General features: G+C 42.6%; 12 protein-coding genes, 21 tRNA genes, 2 rRNA genes and 1 pseudogene. 3 read left to right on the top strand and 33 right to left on the bottom strand.

Annotation, left to right across the window (positions count from 1 at the left end):
* Positions 1 to 432 precede the first annotated feature (432 nt).
* Positions 433 to 903, top strand: a pseudogene (locus ACE198_RS10230) (catalase/peroxidase HPI); the annotation flags it as partial.
* A 140-nt stretch (positions 904 to 1,043) separates the two neighbouring features.
* Here ACE198_RS10230 and ACE198_RS10225 read toward each other — a convergent pair.
* The 6 genes from ACE198_RS10225 to ACE198_RS10200 all read right to left on the bottom strand — a co-directional run bounded on the left by ACE198_RS10225 (position 1,044) and on the right by ACE198_RS10200 (position 7,768).
* Positions 1,044 to 1,412, bottom strand: coding sequence for a hypothetical protein (locus tag ACE198_RS10225; RefSeq protein WP_375375467.1), 369 nt, complete (start codon positions 1,410 to 1,412; stop codon positions 1,044 to 1,046).
* 41 nt (positions 1,413 to 1,453) lie between these two features.
* On the bottom strand, positions 1,454 to 2,713 hold the full coding sequence (locus ACE198_RS10220; protein ID WP_375375466.1) for a DnaB-like helicase C-terminal domain-containing protein: 1,260 nt from the start codon (positions 2,711 to 2,713) through the stop codon (positions 1,454 to 1,456).
* Positions 2,710 to 3,708: a DnaD domain-containing protein gene (locus ACE198_RS10215; protein WP_375375465.1), complete on the bottom strand. Its 999-nt coding sequence runs from the start codon at positions 3,706 to 3,708 to the stop codon at positions 2,710 to 2,712. Before ACE198_RS10215 ends, ACE198_RS10220 begins: the two co-directional genes overlap by 4 nt.
* A gap of 669 nt (positions 3,709 to 4,377) precedes the next feature.
* On the bottom strand, positions 4,378 to 5,757 hold the full coding sequence (locus tag ACE198_RS10210; RefSeq protein ID WP_375375464.1) for a PD-(D/E)XK nuclease family protein: 1,380 nt from the start codon (positions 5,755 to 5,757) through the stop codon (positions 4,378 to 4,380).
* Between the two features lie 90 nt (positions 5,758 to 5,847).
* On the bottom strand, positions 5,848 to 6,849 hold the full coding sequence (locus ACE198_RS10205; protein WP_375375463.1) for a helix-turn-helix transcriptional regulator: 1,002 nt from the start codon (positions 6,847 to 6,849) through the stop codon (positions 5,848 to 5,850).
* A gap of 82 nt (positions 6,850 to 6,931) precedes the next feature.
* The gene (locus tag ACE198_RS10200; protein ID WP_375375462.1) at positions 6,932 to 7,768 is read right to left on the bottom strand and encodes a PD-(D/E)XK nuclease family protein; all 837 of its coding nucleotides are present in this window, start codon (positions 7,766 to 7,768) and stop codon (positions 6,932 to 6,934) included.
* A 13-nt stretch (positions 7,769 to 7,781) separates the two neighbouring features.
* Here ACE198_RS10200 and ACE198_RS10195 point away from each other — a divergent pair, with 13 nt between their 5' ends.
* Positions 7,782 to 8,222, top strand: a complete 441-nt coding sequence (locus ACE198_RS10195; RefSeq protein WP_375375461.1) for a 3'-5' exonuclease — start codon at positions 7,782 to 7,784, stop codon at positions 8,220 to 8,222.
* Here ACE198_RS10195 and ACE198_RS10190 read toward each other — a convergent pair.
* The 3 genes from ACE198_RS10190 to ACE198_RS10180 are packed head-to-tail and all read right to left on the bottom strand — an operon-like array spanning position 8,157 to position 12,918.
* Positions 8,157 to 10,178 (bottom strand): UvrD-helicase domain-containing protein, encoded by a 2,022-nt coding sequence (locus ACE198_RS10190; RefSeq protein WP_375375460.1) that lies wholly within the window; start codon positions 10,176 to 10,178, stop codon positions 8,157 to 8,159. The genes ACE198_RS10195 and ACE198_RS10190 overlap by 66 nt on opposite strands.
* Entirely contained in the window at positions 10,175 to 10,381 is a 207-nt protein-coding gene (locus tag ACE198_RS10185; RefSeq protein ID WP_375375459.1) for a hypothetical protein, read from the bottom strand. The genes ACE198_RS10190 and ACE198_RS10185 overlap by 4 nt, the downstream gene beginning before the upstream one ends.
* Complete coding sequence (locus tag ACE198_RS10180) at positions 10,339 to 12,918, bottom strand: PD-(D/E)XK nuclease family protein (protein ID WP_375375458.1); 2,580 nt, start codon at positions 12,916 to 12,918, stop codon at positions 10,339 to 10,341. The genes ACE198_RS10185 and ACE198_RS10180 overlap by 43 nt, the downstream gene beginning before the upstream one ends.
* 982 nt (positions 12,919 to 13,900) lie before the next feature.
* On the opposite strand from ACE198_RS10180, the gene katG reads away from it, so the two are divergent.
* Positions 13,901 to 16,117 carry a catalase/peroxidase HPI gene (katG, locus tag ACE198_RS10175; protein WP_375375457.1) on the top strand — a complete coding sequence of 739 codons (2,217 nt, stop codon included), beginning with the start codon at positions 13,901 to 13,903 and terminating at the stop codon, positions 16,115 to 16,117.
* Positions 16,118 to 16,434: 317 nt separating this feature from the next.
* Here katG and ACE198_RS10170 read toward each other — a convergent pair whose 3' ends face one another.
* From ACE198_RS10170 to ACE198_RS10055, 24 genes are all read right to left on the bottom strand, one after another.
* Positions 16,435 to 18,084, bottom strand: coding sequence for a catalase (locus tag ACE198_RS10170; protein WP_375375456.1), 1,650 nt, complete (start codon positions 18,082 to 18,084; stop codon positions 16,435 to 16,437).
* Positions 18,085 to 18,303: 219 nt separating this feature from the next.
* A tRNA-Arg gene (locus tag ACE198_RS10165) sits at positions 18,304 to 18,377 on the bottom strand.
* Positions 18,378 to 18,382: 5 nt separating this feature from the next.
* Positions 18,383 to 18,457 (bottom strand) — tRNA-Asn (locus ACE198_RS10160).
* 9 nt (positions 18,458 to 18,466) lie between these two features.
* Positions 18,467 to 18,540: transfer RNA gene (locus ACE198_RS10155), tRNA-Ile, on the bottom strand.
* A gap of 9 nt (positions 18,541 to 18,549) precedes the next feature.
* A tRNA-Gly gene (locus ACE198_RS10150) sits at positions 18,550 to 18,623 on the bottom strand.
* A gap of 11 nt (positions 18,624 to 18,634) precedes the next feature.
* Positions 18,635 to 18,708 (bottom strand) — tRNA-Cys (locus tag ACE198_RS10145).
* Between the two features lie 8 nt (positions 18,709 to 18,716).
* A tRNA-Gln gene (locus tag ACE198_RS10140) sits at positions 18,717 to 18,791 on the bottom strand.
* A gap of 17 nt (positions 18,792 to 18,808) precedes the next feature.
* Positions 18,809 to 18,884: transfer RNA gene (locus tag ACE198_RS10135), tRNA-His, on the bottom strand.
* A 15-nt stretch (positions 18,885 to 18,899) separates the two neighbouring features.
* A tRNA-Trp gene (locus ACE198_RS10130) sits at positions 18,900 to 18,973 on the bottom strand.
* A gap of 13 nt (positions 18,974 to 18,986) precedes the next feature.
* Positions 18,987 to 19,059, bottom strand: a tRNA-Phe gene (locus ACE198_RS10125).
* Between the two features lie 46 nt (positions 19,060 to 19,105).
* Positions 19,106 to 19,179: transfer RNA gene (locus ACE198_RS10120), tRNA-Asp, on the bottom strand.
* A 160-nt stretch (positions 19,180 to 19,339) separates the two neighbouring features.
* Positions 19,340 to 19,432, bottom strand: a tRNA-Ser gene (locus ACE198_RS10115).
* A 7-nt stretch (positions 19,433 to 19,439) separates the two neighbouring features.
* A tRNA-Ala gene (locus ACE198_RS10110) sits at positions 19,440 to 19,512 on the bottom strand.
* A 17-nt stretch (positions 19,513 to 19,529) separates the two neighbouring features.
* Positions 19,530 to 19,606: transfer RNA gene (locus tag ACE198_RS10105), tRNA-Pro, on the bottom strand.
* Positions 19,607 to 19,612: 6 nt separating this feature from the next.
* Positions 19,613 to 19,686: transfer RNA gene (locus tag ACE198_RS10100), tRNA-Arg, on the bottom strand.
* 17 nt (positions 19,687 to 19,703) lie between these two features.
* A tRNA-Leu gene (locus ACE198_RS10095) sits at positions 19,704 to 19,792 on the bottom strand.
* Between the two features lie 6 nt (positions 19,793 to 19,798).
* Positions 19,799 to 19,873 (bottom strand) — tRNA-Gly (locus ACE198_RS10090).
* A 39-nt stretch (positions 19,874 to 19,912) separates the two neighbouring features.
* Positions 19,913 to 19,994 (bottom strand) — tRNA-Leu (locus ACE198_RS10085).
* 38 nt (positions 19,995 to 20,032) lie between these two features.
* Positions 20,033 to 20,105: transfer RNA gene (locus tag ACE198_RS10080), tRNA-Lys, on the bottom strand.
* Positions 20,106 to 20,126: 21 nt separating this feature from the next.
* Positions 20,127 to 20,202: transfer RNA gene (locus tag ACE198_RS10075), tRNA-Thr, on the bottom strand.
* 21 nt (positions 20,203 to 20,223) lie between these two features.
* Positions 20,224 to 20,299 (bottom strand) — tRNA-Val (locus ACE198_RS10070).
* Positions 20,300 to 20,338: 39 nt separating this feature from the next.
* Positions 20,339 to 20,413 (bottom strand) — tRNA-Glu (locus ACE198_RS10065).
* Positions 20,414 to 20,452: 39 nt separating this feature from the next.
* A 5S ribosomal RNA gene (rrf, locus tag ACE198_RS10060) occupies positions 20,453 to 20,569 on the bottom strand.
* A gap of 76 nt (positions 20,570 to 20,645) precedes the next feature.
* Positions 20,646 to 20,822 (bottom strand): 23S ribosomal RNA (locus tag ACE198_RS10055); the annotation flags it as partial.

Here is a 20,822-nt window from a genome sequence, read left to right as displayed (position 1 = left end):
ATGTAACGTTGGTAGCTGGCAGCCCCCATGTCCATGCCTGCACTGTATTCTTTAATAACATCTAACTTTTCATTTAACTCAGCAATCAATACTTGATAATTTTACACCTTTTTTATTAAAATTTTGGATATAAAAAACTATATCAATAAACCCATATAATAAAAGAGGTATATATTATACACCTATCTTTTGTCACACCTAATTTAAGTTAGCATAGAAAAAACGAATGGATGCGAAAAAAATATGATAATATGACACATACACCCATGTGTTATCAACTATGCAAAAAGAAGCTGCCCATAAATTTGAGCAGCTTATCAAATAATCTGTGTAAATGATAAAAAATTTCATGTACCAAAATGTGACAAAAGATAATCTTTCAGATGTTAGCCAACAACTTTTTCTTTCAATCACTTTTAGCAAAAACCGAATAAGCAGTTCAGTGTAAGTCCGTAAGAGTTGCTAATCAATAAAGCTCAACTGTTAAACCTTACTGCACCTGAAATGACCGTTCTTCTTGGTGGTATGGGTGTACTTACTGGGTACAAACTATGGCGGCACAGAACATGGCGTATTCACTGATTCTGTCGGCCAACTGACGAATGACTTCTTTGTGAACTTGCTTGACATGGGAGTGGCGTGGAAGCCTGTAGGAGCAAACGTTTATGTAGGACACGATCGCAAACAGGTGCAGTGAAACGTACAGCGACTCGAGTGGACCTCGTGTTTGGTTCAAACTCCGTCCTCCGTTCCATTGCAGAAGTGTATGCTCAAGATGATAACAAAGAGAAGTTTGTCAAGTTTGTCCAGGACTTTATCGCTGCCTGGGTTAAGGTGATGAATGCTAATCGCTTTGATCTTAAGGCGGTTGAACAGAAAAAAGCTCAATTAGCAAGTAAGTAAGTTTCAAGAGGAAACCGCCGTTGATTTGACGACTGTTTTTGTCTTTGATGCCAGGCACCATTCAAATAGAGATTAATAATTCCCTTACCTTTCCCTCTCAAAATATCCCGCAATAGCCGGAAAACTCAAGAATTCCTTCCTCATCTCCCAAAAGAAATGTCGCCCTTTCCTCTAGTAAGCTTAAAATCTAGTGAATATTCATGACAATTCACTGGGGAGTGATGAAAACTTTTAGAATAGAATTGAATGGCCTCTCGCTGGTTGGCAGCAAAGATAAAGACAAAATCCTTGTGGTTCATTTTCAGCGAGTAGATGCCAACTCTATGAAAACCTAATTCATTGGTTTGAATCATTCCCTTTACTTTTTGATGGTCCGCTTGGTCTAAGTCGATTTTTGACATATGGTCATCTAATGAAATTTTCTTCTCCGCCAATAAATGGTGAATGTAATGGGCCAATGCTGATTCTTCATGACGAAGACAATCCATGTAAAGATCTTTCACAATCATGTGATCACACCTCAATATAAGTTATTTCGGCTAAATAGAGGTTACAACGGCAGATTCGATTCCTTTCGTTCCTCAATCCTCCCTGTTTCCTGGTTGTAATTTACAGCGAGGCTTCCAACGGGACCATTTCGGTTTTTCGAGATAATGATTTCAAGGGATGAATCCTGCGAGTTCTTGTCATAATACGCTTCACGATACAAGAACAAAATGACATCGGCATCCTGCTCCACACTGCCCGATTCTCGAATATCAGACATCATCGGCCGTTTATCGGCTCGTGATTCCACTGAGCGATTAAGCTGCGCCAAACAAATAACGGGGCAATCAAACTCCTTTGCCATCGTTTTCAGGGATTTCGATATTTCAGTGATTTGTAAATGAGAATTCCCTCCGAAAAATTGTCCTGAACGGATGAGGGTTAGATAATCGATAAACAGGATTGGTTTCTTGTGTGGAAATTGATTCATCAGCTTTCTCGTTTTTGCTCTCATTTCTGCAATCGTTTGGCCACCCCCGTCAAAAATTTGGATATGGGTTTCACTGAGGTTACTAATCACATCTGACCATCTATTCTTTTGATTTGAATTGAGCATTCTTTTTGGATCCCGCATTTTAGCCCGGTTAAAGCCCCCAGTCGAAGCCATTAATCGCGAAGTGATCAGCTTTTCAGGCATCTCTAAGGAAAAGACGAGGGGCAGAAATCCTGCCCAGCCCGACATTTTGGCAAAATGGAGCATCATGTCGGTTTTTCCCATTGATGGTCTTGCGGCGAGAATCGTCACTTCCCCATTCCGAAAGCCTCCCGTTACTTTATCGAGGTTTTCGATACCCGTTGTTGCCTGTTCCGTGAGTTTTTGATCTTCCCAGGGAGCCTCATAGATGTCTGCCAACGCATTTTGCAGGGAGGTGTGATCATCCATTTTTATTTGGTTAATTTTATCCAATTCGGCAATGACTTTGGCGATTTCCCAATCATTCATCGCAGCAACGGTTAGGATGTTTCTCTTTTCTCGTTCCTTCCACGAGTCAAGAATCAGTTTCTCCATTGCATCAAATTTCTCCACGTCCGCATACGATAACAGCTCAGAAAGGTAAGACATACCCCCGAATAATTCGAGGTCGGGTAAGGTAGTAAAGGTAATCAAATCAACATTTTTCCCTACACGGTTAAACTCGACCATTCTTCGCATGATTTCTTTATGCCGTGTACTTTCCAGCTGTTCAGGTTGGACCACGGTATCCTTGAGTAAATACTCCGCCTTCATCAAGCTTCCTAAGAACGCTTTTTCCGCGATACTCATTCCTCTTCACCTGCCGTAAAATCGAGATTAATTCCACGTGGAATATCTCTTCCTGCAGAAAACGGTGCAGTTGATTGCCTTTGTACAGGCCTTTGCTTCTCTTGATACGAATCGATTTCTTCTACGGTCAATAGATTTTCATTTTCCCAGTTTTTTAGAATTCCAACCACATAGTTCAGCTTTCGTTTGTTACTGGCACAAGCAATATTCAAGGCTTTTAAAATGATCTCTTTCGGCTGCAAGAAGCTAGAATCATCTAACCAAGATAACAGCTGCTGTTTCGCATTTACGTTCGTGAAACCAAATCCATTGTTGTCCCAAAACTCCACAATTTCTTTAACAACCACCTCTTTTTGGTTCATTCGTGACGGATGCTGGCTGTCTGGATTTTCCACTATATTTGGTTGGAGAGATTCTTGTTGTTTTTTATTTTTATTTTTATTTTCATTTTCTTTTTGTCCACGTACCGTATAACGAGACGAGTACGAATCATCTAGCTGCTCGAAATCCTCTTCTATGTATGGATAACTTTCATCTTGTCCTCTATATTCCCCGTCAAATAACAGTTTTTCTTGTCCACAAAACGAATCAAAAAGACTACGCATTTCTTCCTTAAGAATGGATTCCGAAACATATCGAATCAGCGAGGTATCCACCACTTCCTTTAGTTCGGAATAAATACAATCCATGATCGGTTTCCCGCCTTTATGCAGGTTATTTCTTGCCCAGTCTTTAATGGCAAGTTCTCTTGTTTCTGGATTGTAACGAATCAATTTGTGAAGGTCGGTGAAACGTTCCATTAACGCATGAACACTCTCAATCGAATAACCCAAATCAAAAGCCATCTGTTTTTTGGTAATTTTATAGATTCCAATTTGTGTTGTTTCTGGATTGGTCAGTAGATACAAATAGAAATATTTGTCCTCCGGACTCATCTCCTCAGAAACCATTGGATTCTTCCAAAAATCCGTGCGCACCATACGATACTTTGCCATCTTCCACCACTGCCTTTCTTCTACTAAAATTTCTTCAAACTTTATATAGAAATAGATGAAGAAAAAGGTCATATGTTTTTCATTAATATGTGGATAATTTATGACACCTTTTCATCACCTTGTCCTTTGCGAGGCTTTAAGTGAAAGTCCTCGTCTCAGTTCTTCTACAATTTATAGGAATCGGTGGAATCTAGCGAATGACCATTTTTCATATTTGAGGGCTATTTTAGAGCGTAAACGTCAAAAAACGCCTCCAAATTTGATTTTTGAAGGCGTTTTTTGCCATTTCAGTCACTTTTGTGCGTATTTTCATACGAAGCTATTTATCCTGTTTTAGGTGAACAATATAATACGATTCGCATAGACCTGATAGGGTGTTTCTACAATGGAACATTTTTTTCCCATCTCTGATTTGGGAAGTCCGTTTATTTGATTAAACTTTAATCCCGATACGTTGACTTCGCCCCATGGATAAATCCAGGGGATTTTTTTTTAAACCTTCATAAAAGCTGCCTGTTGGTGGTGGCTTCAGGATTAAATGTTAAACAATCCGAATAACTGTTGTACTTGAAGTTGTTAATGGGATGTTGAACATTCTATTTCTAGCACAAAAGGGTAGCCAACGCTGCTTAAAGGCTACCCTTTCCCATTTGAACATCTTATGTCTTCTTAAAAAGGTACGGTGACACTATTCTCTAATAATGGAGTCTTTACCTCTACACCTAGTTTTTTAAATAGTTTAGCAATGGTTTTCATACCACTTTCAGGGTTAATTTTGGTTTCAATGTAATATGTCTCACCCGTTATGATAGATTCATAGGTATGAATGGAGGCAAACTTTTTTCTGTTTTTATGGATAGGTTTAAACGCTATAGCATAACGATTTCCTCTGTCTCCGCCTCCAAGAATAAAGCCTTCTTCTATAAGCTGACGTAGAGGGAGATTATGCTCTTCAATCCACTGTAATGTCTCTTTCCAAAGTTCCGGAACAGATTTTCCATAGATAACAGTTTCTTTTCCCTCATGTTTAATTAGCATCTGGAGTTCGTCCCATCTCTTAAAAATGTTTCTTTGGAATCCAGTTGAAAAATTCCATATCTCTTCAACATCGTTTTCCTCATTAAGGATCCATTTGATTGTTCTAAATACTTCACCATAAGTATCGTTCACAACAGTGCTGACATAATTCCTTTCATCACTGTCCTCTTCATTTGATATTTTCGTAATCGCTTTAAACACATCTTCAAAGCGATCATATATGGAACGGACCAGAGTTCGTTCTTCTTCAATGGTAGCCAATTTCTCCCGTTTGCCTTTATAAGGCATCCGTAATGCATCTACATATTGTTGAATAATAGGTTTGGCATAAATACTTAAATCAGGATTTTCCAGGCAAGGCATTAGAACAATGTCTACTAGCTGCTGATAGTCGATTCCGAACCATTTGGAACTGCCAAACGTGGCTTCATTTGATTCTTTTATTTGGCTTTTTGGTACTAAGCCTACTAGCATAAACGTTTCGTCTTTAAACTTCTCTTCAAATTTTCTTAAGTATTTATTGCATTGATTTACATCCACCCTGGCATATACCTTTTGCTCAACAGCAAGGATTAACTTTTTTTCCCTGCCAGGGTCTTTTTCATCGACGATATTTACCTTAAAAAAGACATCCAGCCTCCCTTTGTCGTCGTTTTTTTCTGTTTCCTCGATGGTTTCCTGCTCATCGATATCAAGTTTGTTGATATCCTTTTCGGCTATAACCTCAGGATTTCTCAATTGATTTACATTGAGCATGGCTAAATCGGTAATGTCGTCAATATTTTCTTCAGCGGATTCGGCAATAGCCATTAAGAATCTCTGGAACGGATAATAGCCTAGCATATGTCTTTCTGTGGGATCTAGAAGCCAAGATAAGAATCTTGAATGCCAAGTTTCTAAATGGGTAGCCCCAACAACATGAAAGACATTCGGGCGATCAATCAGGAATTTTAAAGCGACAAATTCTTTGTCCATCGTTAGTTCATAAAGCATTCTTTTCAGTGATTTCATTATGTATTCCTCCATATTTCAATGACCTTGAAACAAATCCTCTTATTACTACTTATTATAATGAAAAGGGTATACTGAAAATGGTACACCCTATTCTTTATATTGATCTTTTACTTTTCCAATCTCTTCTATTATCTCATCCACAAGGGTTTGTGGGGAAATGACCTTCACCATACTTCCCCACGCGAGGATCCAAGCCTTGAGTCCTGGACTCAGTTTTGCTTTTGCCTTTAAGGTGAATGCCTCATCGTTCACTTTCCGAATATCTGCCTCAATACCAAATTTATCAATGACACCATTGAGGACATTTTGTTCGAGTTTAAATTGCAGGGTTATCCAATCATCTTGTCCGCCAAACATATGAAACGAATTTTGAACATATGTACTTAAATCTTTTCTTTTACGCGCAAATCTTTCATCAGAAATGGTTACGTTCCTCATCCGGTCTAACCGATAATTTCGTGGATTGTTCTCTTCACTATATTTAATATCATCACCAATCAGGTAATAAAAATTGGATTCCCAAATGAGGGCATGGGGCTTGATTTGATACATTTCTCCTCCATGCCGTAACTGGAAGTTTTTATGAATATCCATATCCCCATATTGAAACGCAATCATTTTACTTTGGTAGATGGCATCATGAATTTTATCAATATGTAACTTAATTAATTGGTAGTCTTGGTTAATCGATTGCTGATAGACAATTGGGTCTGGCAAAGTCTTAGCAATGTGTTTACTCGTTAGTTCCTTTACATTGTTGGTAATAGTCTTTTTTTCTTCTTCCGTTATAAATCGTGCAGATAGGATGGGGTCAATCAGAAGCCTTAATTGATAGTTTTCAAATAGCCTTTCTTGATGACTGTAAAATTTTTTCCCATATTTATCTTCGTTTTCAATGATATCAAACCCTGAAGCCTGAAGGGTTTGAATGTATCGTTTCACCGCTTTTTGATCAGCTGTGCTTCCCGGCAGTTCGATTTTCAACTTATCAACAAGCTCTTTTATCGATAATTCATGATTTTCATCCGTTTCTTTACGAAAGATGTCTTTTAACGCTAATAACCGTACTCCTGTATTATTTTCACTCACTTTCTTTCCTCCGATATTTTACTTGAAAACCAATCTTTCCCCATCAGAAATTGGATGGGGAAAGGCTGCTTTTCTACAATTTTTAGGCTTTTGATTTCAATTCTTCTTCCTTAAAGTGAACCATCGCCCCTACTACCGGCATATGGATCCATGCTTCTACAACGGGACTTCCAGTTGCTTTATATAATGCCTCTGCATACGTTTGAAGCTGAGGCAGGTAACTTGCAGCACGTAAAAGCCAGTCCGCTTCTTTTCCAGGAAATGATTTGTGGTCGATAATGACCCAACCCTGTGGTGTAAGGATCAACAAATCAATCCAGCCGGAAGCCTTCTGCTGTCCTTTCCGCAAGTGAATTGGCCATTCGTTGTGTCTAGAAAGAAGATTAGGGTACTGTTGTGTAATAAATAGCTCCAACCGGTCCGATGCCTCAAGCATGGCATCTTCTGTTAGTGCGTGAATGTCATACCTGGTTCTCATGGCTTGTGCCATTCGGAATCTATTTTCGTTGGAATTGCCATGGTTATCAGCAGCTAAAAAGGCATGGACCATTTCCCCAAGCACGGTCATATCCGGGTTTCCTGAAAGCGGAAGACGATTGCCAATACGATGAAGTTTTGAACCACTAGATTCCAGTTCAGGCTGCTGTTGGAGGTTTAATTCTTCCTCACTCTTTTGTCCGCTTGGGCTAAAGCGTGCAGGAACAAATGGTGAAGTTTCTACCGTTTTTCCGACATAGACCATTTCAGAATGTCCAGTTGATTCAGATTCAGCGGTTCGTTCTGTATCCTCATCAATTGATAACACTCGTACCTTACAAGCAAATGGCTTACCCTTAACTATGATTTTCCCCACTTGATTATCTAGGGAAGCATCCTCTTGATCAGCCTCTGCAATCCCAAGTACTGTCGAAAAGGACAAAGAATTAAACCTTGTGGCAGAATCGACTGATGATCAGGCAGTTCGGGTATTAACCTATCATAAGGCAAAAGGATTAGAGTGGCCTTTTGTCATCCTGAATTCATTAGAAAGATCGGCTGTGGGTAAGAAAAAACCGCCTGTATTTGACCGGGTGACAGCCGTTAGTACAACGGGCTTTAATGTAGAAAATCCACTTTATGGACGCAGGCTTTATTATTGGCCTTGGCCATACGGAGCACAATCAAGTAATGTCCGTTTAGATACTTATGTACAAGCTGCAACTGAACTTCAACAGAGGGTTCAGCAACTAACCGATGAAAATCAAAGGTTGATGTATGTAGGAATGACAAGGGCCAGAGATTACCTTGTGCTAACAGCTCGTGATTTTTCAAAGGTAGGTTGGATGGATGAATTGACCGATGAGTCTGGTAACAAGGTCATCCGGAACCTTTAAGAATAAAAGAAATCCACTTGTTGTGGCCGCGCTTCCATTGGTTGCGGCCGTCTCCTCATACTTTATCGCAATTTTCCGAAGGGCATCTAAGTTCGCTAGACGTTGATCACCTTGTCCCCATCTTAATACGACTTCATCCACTTTTGCCGTTACTAATGCTAAATCCAATACTTCAGAAGGACTCATTTGAACCATTTTTCCTCTTGCATGGTCTAAGGCTTGGATGAATGGCTCCGCAGCCATGATCTCTTCTCGATTCTCCTGATCAAGCCAGCCGGATAACCAACGCCCTTCACCCCAAGTGTCTGAAGAAAAGTGGATTAATTCAGCAAGCGCCAATGTATCGTTAGGGTCGACTAAATAACGTAGGGCGGCTGCGGCGAACACCACTTCTGGAGTAGCTAGTAATCCACTTTCACCTACAGTTGCGGAAATACCTAACTTGGAGAGTGCCTCTGCCACCCTCACGCACTCATCGTTCGCTCTGCAAAGAATCGCGATATCTCCTGCTTTTAAAGGTCGTGGTTCACGGGATATTTTATCCACTATGATATATTTATCTTTTTGAGCTAAGACCGTTTTTACTCCTTTTGCGATATGTGCAGCATCGCTTAGCTGATTTTTAGAATTCAAGTAAGACCACATTTCAACTGCCATGGCCTGCTCTTGTTTGTCAGCCCGCTTTGGATCTAATGCAATTCGCTCCGCTGTCATACCTCTAGCTTCAAAAACTGGAACAAAAATCGCATTGACGAATTCAACTAATGATTGGCGAGAGCGATAGGAGGCATCCAATACTTCAATTGCTAAATCAGGAATGCTTGTCATTGCCGTCTGCATCAACTCGGGGTCTGTTCCTCGAAAGCCATAGATTGCCTGTTTTACATCTCCTACCCATGTTGCTCTTTGGGCAATCCTACGAAGCTGCATGTTTAAAGCGATTTGTAACGGGCTCGAGTCCTGGAACTCATCGACGAATACATCGGAGATCCGGTCTTTTAACACTTCGGCAAGTTGTTCGTTTTGCAATAAAGTAAGGGCTAATGCCTCTTGGTCAGTAAAATCGATTAATCCGCGTTTGCTCTTTTCCACCGCATAGGTTTCCATAGCCTCTGCCGCACAAGAAAAAAGAGCATCCATTGCGTCTTTCATGTCTTGATGAAGCCTTGGATGACGATCATGCACAGATGAAGCTGCATGAATCGGTGAGACTGCATCTCGGCTTTTCGCTCCAGGTTTTAACTTGCTTAATTTTGCCCATAGCTGCCAAGAAATGTAGCCATTGTGTTCCCATTCCTTGAGCGCCGAATCAATATCTTCAACAACCTGTGCAGTCGCCTTCGTTGAATCTCCACCAGGCAGTTCTGATTTTGCCACCCGTAAGGCTGCCTTTAAATCTTCCTCCAGCTGATCAGGATTGGCTAATGTCCCGGGCAGCCATGCAGACATGATTTCCCATGAATAGTCGGCACAGTTTTGAACATCCTCTGGTTCCAATCCATTTTCACGAGCTAGTGATAAGATCTTAAGGACATGATCACGCCAATCCTCTAACCCGAGACGAATGAAAACCTGGCGATAGTCCCGGTAGAATTTATCAATGACTTCTGCTGCAATGGTGTGAAAAAGTGAACTAGCTTCTGATTCTGCCAACACTTTTTGTACAGGTGATAACCCCATTTCAAGGGCAAATTCCCGTAACAGCCGTCCAAATACACTATTCATAGTACCAACATACCCATCCAGAATTCTTGCAGCAGATGTGCTATCGCCCGATTCTAGCAACTTGAGACGAACACGCTCAATGAGTTCTTCCGCTGCTTTCGTTGTAAATGTGGTGGCCATAATATTTTCTGCCGGCACTCCATTTTGAATGGATGTTAAAATTTCGTCCGATAAACGGGAGGTCTTGCCCGCACCAGCCCCAGCACTTAACAGCTTTAACTTTCCGCTCATTTCCTCACCCTCCTAAAACCACAAAGATTCTGATATTCGCAATAGGCACATGGCGGGTCTATCGTTGTTACAAATGAATCTTCACTCAACTCCTGGCCATCTTCCGTTCTCTTGTCCGTATTCCCTTTGGATGGAACACCTGGGGCGATAATCGTCCCTTTTAAGAGCTGTGACCAAATATCTTGCACAGATTGACGTAACACTGATGAGACTCCAAAAGTGATGGACCCGCTACGTGGTAGTCAGAAGGGAAATCCCCATGCGGCAAACTGAAGAAATCACCGCTGCGCAGCATAAAGTAGGCAACAGGAAGTTCTTGATTGTCATCTTCGGCTAAGAGCCAATGATAAAGAGTTAATTGTACCGATAAGTTTTCCAAGCGAACTTTGTAATTACTTGGTTTTCTCGACCATTTCGCATCAAACAAGATCTTGTTCCCTGATGCGGTTTCTCCGATAAGGTCCAATCTGCCGTTGAACTCAACTCCGTCACTCCATGTTTTCTGTAATTCTATTTCGGTATCTTGGATGGTAATCCCAGCATGATTCAACACTTTAAAAAATTTCTGCAAGGATTTCTGCAGTTTAAATCGGGTTTCACTGCGAAGAATTCCATTTTGCGGCTCTAGTAATGTCGCAGCCAGCCTCGGTGTCAACTGATCAAACAAGTCCCCCGTTCGTATACCTACTTCTTCCTCGCTCCAGTCGGTTTTTTCAGTAATAAGGGTTTCCAATATCACATGTCCTAGATTTCCAAGCATAATGGATTCATGTGGTAAAGAAAGGATCTTACCAGGTTTCACATTCGCAACATATGTAAAGGTCCATTTTAAAGGACAACCGATTAACCCTTCGAAACTGGTTGCAGATTCAACTTCCCGAGGCACGACGATATTTTCAGGAACCCTCCAAGTTCTTATTGGGTCTGGGATCTTGGTTGTTTGTAATGGAGTTCTTTCAAATTCCATTCCCGGAATTGAGAACCTTGATTGTTTCCGTATATCAGCCGCTTCAATGGTAATTTTTTTCTCAGTATTGTGATCTTTTGCAATGGCATAGCGTATTTCGTCCCATAATGGGTGAATAGAAATTTCTTTGCCTTTCACTTTTGCAGGAGCAAAAAGAATCAGCCTTTTGTCAGACAAACGTGCCGCCCGCTGCCAAGCAGCTGCTTCTCTTCGACGCCGCACGTCCTCTTCAAGGAGGTTGACCCCATGTTCCCTTAACCATCCCCGTTCTTTCGATGTCCAAGTTCTGACACTAGGTCCGGACATGTTTTTATGAAAACCCCACCAAATGATGTTTTCTGCCTTACCCCAGATTTGCCCTGGATGATTGACGACTTGCCATTGGGCTGCTTCCTGTGTGTAACCGGACAATTTGGCTCCTTCACCTAAAACAGATTCTAGAATGCGCCCTACTTGCAAACGTGTCACCCTTTTTGCCCCAAGGGATTTTAGTCCTTCCATTACCTCTTGGGCATATTGTGTAGCTTGTACAAACATAAGGTCGTTTGTTGTTTGATAGTTCAATGCCGCCCATTGACTAACTTTTTGGCAAATATTCATTAGTTGTTCAAAGGGAATGCCTTCGGTTGGGTCATAATACTCATGATTCACCCACAAATCAAGCCTTGCTTCAAGGTTTTTTCTCCGTTTCTTCACTTCCTTTTCGTCCAAACCTTCTGCGGTCCATATTTCCTCGTAGGCATTTATTCCGTCCTGAATTGCCTGCACCCAGAGTGGCCCGCCAATTCCTGGATTTGCGGCTAATACTTTGGCTAATTTATACCTGATCTTTCCTGGTACAGGAGAGGTTGGAATTGTTAATAATTCGAGCATCCTATCCACCCTTAACGGTTCCCAGTAAGTATCGATGGTAAGCGGTAAAACTTGAAGAACTGCACGCCATTTTGAAAGAGCGTCCACTCCTGCTGCCGGTACTCCCCGCCTATTGAGAAGCTCATCAAGGAATAATGACCCGTCCCCTTTAATGAATACCGTATCTTCCGAGGTGTTTTGCTGCAGCCAGCTGATCAAAAAGTCTGCAGCATCCCATTCCTGTTCGGAACGAATAAGGAGCAAGCTCCCATCCCCTTTCGCCACTTCGGACGATTTTTCCCCTGCCATTACCTTTTGTAGAAGGGATAAGTCAGTATATGAATCCTTTTGTATTTCTTTTTCAAACATGGTTGATACATTCTGAGTTTCTACCCCTATTTCCTTTAATAAATCGATTAATTGAATGCACCAGGGATCCCATAGTGTTTTATCTTCATCAACAATATTGATTTTCTCGATTTGTACTTGCACTTGCTCTTGTAACCTTGAGATTAAACCTCGGACTCGATCAGGAAAACCACATAAACGGTTAGGATTAGCAAGCTCCAGCTCTGCCAGTGTATCGATCCATGCACTCCCGCCAACATGTACTAAAGGGTTCCATCCAGCTAACATTAACTCATCCCGGCGACGTAACAATTCCTTCGCTGTGTTCCAAGAATCAGTCTCAAAAGATTTTGAGAATAGCTTTTTACCAGAATCCTGTTTACGAATAAGTTCCTGCCACTCTGCAATCCGTAGGTTTTCCGATACATTCGGTACGGTTAGCCCTAACTGTGTTTCTATAATGCCGATTAAGCCGTTAAAGCCTGTTACTACGGTACCGACTGATGCCTCTTGATCTCCAAGTGCATCCGGATACGTGGTCGAATCTAGCCAATAGCCTAGCGTAATCTTCAAAATGGTACCCTCCTCGTATTTTATGTTCATAAACTTTTTCTCTTTTAAGTCATTAGGTTTTTGTGGGATAAAAAATAGAAAGAATAACTTATTATTTACTTCCTTTATTTTACACAAAAAGGTATACCAAAAATAGCCCACCCTTTTAATAACATGTTTATATCTATAATCTGAACCATAATAAAATACTTACATTCCTGCAGTTTCATTTTAAGGCATAAGATTTAACACATTAAAAAATAGAGATTTCTAGTTTGTTCCTCGATAAAAGAAAAACAAAAAAGAGACAGTTCTATGGTTATATAAAATAACAATAGGAGACTGTCCCTCTACTTTCTTTCCTCCACACAAGTCGCTTAGATCAATTTTCTGAGATTGTCCATTGACCGTAACTTTGCTGCCTGTCCGTAAAAATTTCCAGTGTGAACCCATAGCCAATTCCTCATGTACTCCCTGTTCTGGACAATATGCTTCATAACTTGCCAACTACATTTCTATGAGAATATCGAGTACCTATTAATGCCATATATAACTTTTTTCAAAGGACATAGGATGCTGTCACTTGATAAATATTTAAATTTTGTGAACATATCACCAAGATGATTTCTCTTTAAGTACTCATATAACTTGCCCACTTACAATATACTTCATTATAATGAGAATATAAGTAAATTCTGAAAACATCTTTTTCATCCATTTCTATTCTATCTTCCAATGATTCTTCTTATTTTTTACTCACTATCCATCTATGAAACTTCAAAATTCTGTATTCCATTTCAACAGCATGATCCACCTTCTTGTTACTGTAATTTTTTTTAAGCCACATTTTTCTGGACTTTTTATTTTCACTAATTTATTATAACAACTAGATAATAATTATTATAAATACTATTTAATAATTATTATAATTAATGTGTCTAAGTTTTTTACTAGAAACATAATTATATATAAATAAATTTACATAAAAGGAGAGATAAGAAATATGGATGGTAAACAAAATGGAAACATCGAGGGCTGCCCGTTTCACGGCGGTGCGACTAGTGTCAAATCAAGTGGTACGACCAATCGGGAATGGTGGCCTAACGCGTTAAACCTGAATATACTCCGTCAGCATGACAGAAAATCAAACCCAATGGGTGAAGACTTTGATTATACAGAGGAATTTAAAAAGTTAGACTATCCTGCGCTGAAGCAAGATCTTCGTGATCTCATGACAACCAGTCAAGATTGGTGGCCTGCTGACTATGGCCATTATGGTCCTTTCTTTATCCGTATGTCATGGCACGCGGCCGGTACCTACCGTTCTGGGGATGGACGAGGCGGCGGCGGAACTGGCAACCAGCGTTTTGCACCGCTTAATAGTTGGCCTGACAATGCAAGCCTAGATAAGGCCCGACGACTCCTTTGGCCAATCAAGCAAAAGTATGGGAACAAGATTTCATGGGCCGACTTGCTTGTCCTAGCCGGTAATGTCGCGATTGAAGACATGGGTGGCCCGACAGTTGGCTTTGGAGCAGGACGTGCCGATATTTGGCATCCGGAAGAAGATATTTATTGGGGTACGGAAACGGAATGGCTTGGGGATAATCGTTATACAGGTGATCGTAACCTGGAGAATCCACTTGCGGCCGTTCAAATGGGGCTTATCTATGTAAACCCGGAAGGTCCAAACGGTAAACCAGATCCGGTGGCTAGTGCCAAGGACATTCGTGAAACCTTTGCCCGTATGGGAATGAACGATGAAGAAACCGTTGCCCTGATTGCCGGCGGTCACACATTCGGTAAGGCCCATGGTGCAGGTGATGCCTCTCATGTTGGTCGAGAGCCAGAAGCGGCTCCAATTGAAGCACAAGGCTTAGGCTGGATCAACTCCTACGGTTCCGGCAAAGGCCGTGACACAATCACGAGCGGTATTGAAGGTGCATGGACCGCGAACCCAACACAGTGGGATAATGGTTATTTTGAGCTATTATATGGCTATGAATGGTGGCTGACAAAAAGTCCTGCAGGGGCATGGCAATGGCTGATTGTCGACCCTGCTGACGAGCATCTTGCCCCAGATGCCGAAGATGCATCGATTAAAGTGCCAACAATGATGACCACGGCTGATATGGCGTTGCGTCATGATCCAATCTATGAGAAGATAGGTCGTCGTTTCTACGAGAACCCGAATGAATTTGCTGATGTATTCGCCCGCGCTTGGTTCAAATTGTTACACCGTGACATGGGTCCTAAAGCAAGATATCTTGGTCCGGAAGTTCCAGAAGAGGATTTCATCTGGCAGGATCCAGTACCAGCTGGTAATTATGAGTTAACAGCTGCGGATATTACCGAGCTGAAAGCAAAAATCTTAGACTCGGGATTAACTGTAAGCAAGCTAGTAACTACGGCTTGGGCTTCTGCCAGTACCTATCGCGGCTCTGACCATCGCGGCGGTGCCAATGGTGCCCGAATCCGCCTTACTCCACAAAAGGATTGGGAAGTGAATCAACCGGAACAACTAGCACAAGTGCTTCAGGTATTGGAAGGCATTCAAAAGGAATTCGAAAAAGAAGTCAGCTTGGCCGATTTGATTGTCCTTGGCGGTAGTGCCGCCATCGAGAAGGCAGCCAAAGCGGCAGGCTTCAATGTAAATGTTCCGTTTGCTCCTGGACGCGGTGATGCGACCCAAGAACAAACAGATGCAGAAAGCTTTGACGTGCTCGAGCCTGTTGCTGATGGTTTCCGCAACTATCAAAAGCAGCAGTTCAGTGTAAGTCCAGAAGAACTGCTCATTGATAAAGCTCAACTGTTAAACCTTACGGCACCGGAAATGACCGTTCTTATTGGTGGTCTGCGTGTACTGGGTACCAACTATGGGGGCACGGCACATGGCGTATTCACCAATTCAGTTGGCCAACTCACGAATGACTTTTTTGTGAACTTGCTTGATATGGGTGTGGCGTGGAAGCCTGTCGGAGCAAACGTTTATGAAGGACGCGATCGCAAAACAGGTGAAGTTGTACGTACAGCGACTCGAGTGGACCTCGTGTTTGGTTCCAACTCCGTCCTCCGTTCCATTGCAGAAGTGTATGCTCAAGATGATAACAAAGAGAAGTTTGTCCGTGACTTTATCGCTGCCTGGGTGAAGGTGATGAATGCTGACCGCTTTGATTTGAAGGCCGTTGAACAGAAAAAAGCTCAATTTGCTGGTAAGTAAGCCAGAGGCTATGTTGAATTTGGCGTAGATAGAAGAAGTCATAAGCGGAGAATTTCCGGTTAATTATAAAAATGAGGGCTAAAAAGCTAAAATAGGCGGAGATATTCCGCTTAATAGCTTTAAATATACTCAAAACCCAACGATTTGAATCATATAAGCGGAAATACTCCCCTTATTTTTAAGGAAATAGTGGTATTTTCCAAATTAGCCGGAATTTCTTCCCTTATATTTGGAAATCAATAATCCGTTATATTAAATAGAAGAAACCGCCGTCGATTTGACGGCGGTTTTTATCATTAGTATCAGAAATATCATGATTAATAAGGACCCGCTTCGTGCCCTTTCTGTACAGCCTCTTTTGTTGCTTCGTTGGCTGCAATGGTTCCCTGACCAAATTTCGATTTACCCGCTTCACGGCCTGGAACTTGACTTTCCGTCTTCATTTCTTGGATTTCTTTCATTACCTGCTCCATCCCTTCCTTCACACGGCGGCCATAGTCTTCATCGGCTTGGGTGAAATGATGGATCATGGCATCTTGAATTCGTTTGTCGCATATTGCCAGTGCTTCAGACAGGTTTTTGATTAATTCATCGCGCTCCCAATCATCCAAGCTTCGATACGTATGGCCCGCTTGTCCATAGTTGTTTGGACGATCAATCGGCGCGCTCATGGCTGCTGCGTTATATACTGGCTGGTGCGGTGCACGGTTATCACTATTTGTTTCCGTATATCCGCCGAGCATCGATGGCTCATAGTTAATATGTGGGTTTTCTCCTGATTCTTTCGGGTTACGAATATCCATTTGGCCGCGATGCTGATTTGTGCGAACAGGTGCTTTCGGTGCGTTCACCGGCAGACTCAGATAGTTCGCACCTACCCGATAGCGCTGCGTATCCGAGTAAGAGAATGTACGCCCCTGAAGCATTTTATCGTCAGAGAAATCCATTCCATCCACCAGCACCCCTGTACCAAAGGCAGCTTGCTCAATTTCCGCATGAAAATCAACAGGATTCCGATCAAGGACCATTCGGCCTACCGGTAACCATGGGAACTGATCCTCTGGCCAAAGCTTTGTATCGTCGAGTGGGTCAAAATCCAGTTCTGGATGGTAATCATCCGTCATGATCTGAACATAGAGCTCCCATTCTGGATACTCTCCTCGTTCAATCGCTTCATATAAATCTTGTGTCGCATGACCAACGTTCTTTGCTTGAATCGAGTTTGCCTCTTCTTGTGTTAGGTTACGAATTCCTTGCTTCGGCTCCCAGTGATACTTCACCAACACCGCCTCGCCTTTTTCATTTACCCATTTATACGTGTTTACACCAGAGCCCTGCATATGGCGGTATGTTGCTGGAATCCCCCATGGAGAAAATAGGAATGTAATCATATGCGTTGCTTCAGGTGTACGAGAAACGAAGTCAAACATCCGCTGTGGATTCGGGACGTTTGATGCTGGATCCGCTTTAAATGCGTGAATCATATCAGGGAATTTCATCGCATCACGGATAAAGAAAATTTTTAAATTATTCCCAACTAGGTCCCAGTTCCCATCTTCCGTATACATTTTCACCGCAAAACCACGTGGATCACGTGCAGTTTCGGGCGAATCTTTCCCACCTGCCACTGTGGAGAAACGCACCATTAACGGAGTTTTTTTCCCTGCTCCAGAGAACACTTTCGCGCGTGTATACTTCTCTACCGGCTCATCGCCCACTTTTCCGTAGGTTTCAAAATAACCAAATGCTCCCGATCCTCGTGCATGGACCACACGTTCTGGGACCTCTTCCCGATCAAAGTGGGAAATTTTCTCAATAAAATGGTAATTCTCAAGTGTCGCTGGGCCACGATTTCCAATCGTACGGATATTTTGGTTATCTATCACGGGATGGCCCTGGCGCGTCGTCAACGTCTCCCGATTTATATCTTGTTCATTTGAAGCATTCACATTTTTGTTCTCTGTCAAAATAAGTCCTCCCTAAAAAAGTTATCCTTATTTTTCCTCTTAATAGTGAATTTATTCAGCGTTAGAATAAGCTGGAAAAGCAGGTAAAAAACACCTACTAAAGGTACTTGCTCGAGTCTTCCAGCAAAATACCCCGGATTTCTTCATAAATGATTGCGGGGGTTGTTAAAAAAGTGTACAAAAAAAACGCTTAGATAAGCGTTTTTACTTTGTTTTTTACGCGCCTTAGAGGATTCGAACCTCTGACCCTACGCTTAGAAGGCGTATGCTCTATCCAGCTGAGCTAAAGGCGCATTTATGGCTCCGCAGGTAGGACTCGAACCTACGACCGATCGGTTAACAGCCGATAGCTCTACCACTGAGCTACTGCGGAACAATATGATGGGCCTAAATGGACTCGAACCATCGACCTCACGCTTATCAGGCGTGCGCTCTAACCAGCTGAGCTATAGGCCCATATTTATGTGGAGCGGGTGATGAGAATCGAACTCACAACATCAGCTTGGAAGGCTGAGGTTTTACCACTAAACTACACCCGCATTTATTAAATTGGAGGCAACACCCGGATTTGAACCGGGGATAGAGGTTTTGCAGACCTCGGCCTTACCACTTGGCTATGCTGCCTTTATGTATGGCTGGGCTAGCTGGATTTGAACCAACGCATGTCGCAGTCAAAGTGCGATGCCTTACCGCTTGGCTATAGCCCAATAGTTTATAAAATTTATGGGGCGGCTGATGGGAATCGAACCCACGAATGTCGGAACCACAATCCGATGCGTTAACCACTTCGCCACAACCGCCATTATAGAATCATTTGGCAGGGGTAGTAGGAATTGAACCCACACCAAAGGTTTTGGAGACCTTCGTTCTACCTTTAAACTATACCCCTCCATATAAAAAGGTGGCTCAGGACGGAATCGAACCGCCGACACAAGGATTTTCAGTCCTTTGCTCTACCAACTGAGCTACTGAGCCACACAAAATCTATATCAACAGTAGTTACCTACTGGGGATAAAAGTACGGTCCGGACGGGACTCGAACCCGCGACCTCCTGCGTGACAGGCAGGCATTCTAACCAACTGAACTACCGGACCAGAGTTTTAAATTTGGAGCATGTTCCACGATTTGATACTGACCGCCCCGATTTCAGAAAGCTTATTCAAGCAGCGGCTCAATCGTTGCGCTGTAGATTTATTCGAAGTAGCATATTCGAACGTGCTCCACCCCGCGACAATAAGAATAGATTACGAGTTATGGAGGAGGAAGAGGGATTCGAACCCCCGCGCGGTATGACCCGCCTGTCGGTTTTCAAGACCGATCCCTTCAGCCAAACTTGGGTATTCCTCCGAATAAGTGGAGTCTAGGGGGATCGAACCCCTGACCTCCTGCGTGCAAAGCAGGCGCTCTCCCAGCTGAGCTAAGACCCCATATATTATTAGAAGCATGGTCGGGAAGACAGGATTCGAACCTGCGACCCCTTGGTCCCAAACCAAGTGCTCTACCAAGCTGAGCTACTTCCCGTTAAAGTGCGCCCTGAGAGATTCGAACTCCCGACCTTTTGATTCGTAGTCAAACACTCTATCCAGCTGAGCTAAGGGCGCATATGAATTAATTTAAATGGTGCCGAGAACCGGAATCGAACCAGTAAGGTAGTCACCTACCGCAGGATTTTAAGTCCTGTGCGTCTGCCAGTTCCGCCACACCGGCGTAAGTTGGAGCGGAAGACGGGATTCGAACCCGCGACCCCCACCTTGGCAAGGTGGTGTTCTACCACTGAACTACTTCCGCAAAGATTGTAAGTTATATTGCTCTTGCAAAAAACTTTGATGCGGGTGAAGGGAGTCGAACCCCCACGCCTTGCGGCGCCAGATCCTAAGTCTGGTGCGTCTGCCAATTCCGCCACACCCGCAATATTAATAGTTATTTTGCTTTCGCAAAAAACTCTAGTGAGCCATGAAGGACTCGAACCTTCGACCCTCTGATTAAAAGTCAGATGCTCTACCAACTGAGCTAATGGCTCAAAAAAAGCAAAAAAAATAAATGGTGCCGGCGAGAGGACTTGAACCCCCAACCTACTGATTACAAGTCAGTTGCTCTCCCAATTGAGCTACCCCGGCGTAATCTATAAAAGATAAATATGGTGGAGGATGACGGGATCGAACCGCCGACCCTCTGCTTGTAAGGCAGATGCTCTCCCAGCTGAGCTAATCCTCCTAAATATTGAAAGTTATTTTCACTTGCGTGAAAAAACTTTGGTGACCCCTACGGGATTCGAACCCGTGTTACCTCCGTGAAAGGGAGGTGTCTTAACCACTTGACCAAGGGGCCCTATTAAATATTGACGAAAAAAATAACCCAAAAGGGTTAGCCTGGCAACGTCCTACTCTCACAGGGACGCGTGTCCCAACTACCATCGGCGCTGAGAAGCTTAACTTCCGTGTTCGGTATGGGAACGGGTGTGACCTTCTCGCCATTGATGCCAGACTATTTAATTGAGGAATCATTCCCTCAAAACTAGATAATGCAGAAGAAGTTTGTAAACTCAGAGTTCACCTTAAAATTGGTTAAGTCCTCGAACGATTAGTATCAGTCAGCTCCACATGTTACCACGCTTCCACCTCTGACCTATCAACCTGATCATCTTTCAGGGTTCTTACTAGCTTGCGCTATGGGAAATCTCATCTTGAGGGGGGCTTCATGCTTAGATGCTTTCAGCACTTATCCCGTCCGCACATAG

Source organism: Neobacillus sp. KR4-4 (genome assembly GCF_042136325.1).
Classification (GTDB): Bacteria; Bacillota; Bacilli; order Bacillales; family Cytobacillaceae; genus Neobacillus.
Note: the sequence above shows the minus strand (reverse complement) of the source record. Positions and strands in the feature narration are given on the sequence as shown.